At 65.7% G+C, this 1526-nt stretch carries 1 protein-coding gene; it reads left to right on the forward strand.

Features of this window, described 5'->3' with window-relative positions:
- Positions 1-25 precede the first annotated feature (25 nt).
- Entirely contained in the window at positions 26-1522 is a 1497-nt protein-coding gene (gene tnpC, locus QMK34_RS47400) for an IS66 family transposase (protein WP_326421615.1), read from the forward strand.
- Positions 1523-1526 lie beyond the last annotated feature (4 nt).

Genomic DNA, 1526 nt, shown 5'->3' on the forward strand with positions numbered 1-1526 from the left:
GATGAGGTCCGTCTGAGATGATCTTGTGGTGTCGGATCCTGCTTCGCTCGCAGCGCTGGTCGAGCAGTTGCTCGCGCGTGTGACCGAGTTGGAATCTACGCTGGCACAGCGGGATCTGGTGATCGCCGGGCAGGCGGAGCGGATCGCTGAGCTGGAGCGGCGACTGTCGGGTGATTCGTCGAATTCGTCTCGCCCGCCGTCCTCGGATGCGCCGTGGGACAAGAAGCCCGCGAAGAAGCGGTCGTCGCGGAGCCAGTCAGGGCGGAAGCCGGGTAAGCAGCCAGGTACGTCATCGTCGTCGCGGAGCCTGAGTGACGATCCCGACGATACGTTCGTGATCATCCCGCCCCGGTGTGACGGGTGTGATGCGTCGCTAGCCGGTGCGCCCGAAAGCGGTCGGGAGCGGCGTCAGGTGGTGGATGTGGCACCGGTAGCGCCACCGGTGGTGACTGAGTACCAGCGGGTGTCGAAGATCTGCGTGTGTTGCGGTGTGGTGAGCACACCGGACTGGGACGCGGAGATCATCGGTGATGATCACGCAGACGTGGTGGCTTCCCCCGGATCGCCGGTGCGGCTCGGCCCGGAAACCCTGGCCCGCGCGGCATTGCTGACATGCGGGCATTACCTGCCGGTCGGACGGTCACGTCAGCTGCTTGAGGCGTTGACCGGGATCGAGGTGTCGGCTGGGTTCCTCGCCGGTGTCCGTGGCCGTGCGGCCCGCAAACTGGAGAAGAAGTTCCTGCCGTATCTGCGTGACCTACTCACCAGCGCACCGGTGCTGCACGCTGATGAGACCACCGGCCGTACTGCCGGGACACCGTCCTACGTGCATGTCGCGTGCACCGAGTATCTGACGTTGCTGCACGTCGGTGGCCGTACCAAGGAGGACATCGACGCCGGTGGGGTACTGCCGGCGTTCACCGGTGTCCTGGTCCGTGACGGCTACGCCGGCTACGAGCACCTCACCGGCGCGGTGCACGCCTGGTGTGGGGCTCACCTGCTGCGGGATTTACGGTCGATCTCCGACGGGGACCCGGACGGGCAACTGTGGGCGCTGGCGATGGCTGACACGCTCCTGGCGGCCCAGCACGCCGCCCGAGTGGCCCGTGACACTGGCGCGGACACGCTTGACCCGGTCACCCTGGCCAGGATCCGCAACCACTACCTCGGTGCTTTGGCTCGAGGGCGCGACGACAACCAGAACAGTCGCGGGCAACTCGCCACCGAAGCACGAACGCTGATCGGCCGGTTCCGGCGGTTCGAGGACATGATCCTGAGGTTCGCCACCGACCTGACCGTCCCGTTTACCAACAACATGGCGGAAAGAGCCGTCCGACCAGTCAAAATCCAGCAACGCACCTCCGGTGGCACCTGGCGCACCCTCACCGGACTGATTGACTTCGCGGTCGTCCAGTCCTATCTGGACACCGCACACAAGTGGGGACTGGACAAGCTCGACGCGCTCCACCAACTCTTCACCACCGGCGCCTGGCTACCACCAGCACTCACCCCAGCTGAATAGCTAC

Source organism: Amycolatopsis sp. H20-H5, assembly GCF_035828755.1.
GTDB lineage: Bacteria > Actinomycetota > Actinomycetes > Mycobacteriales > Pseudonocardiaceae > Amycolatopsis.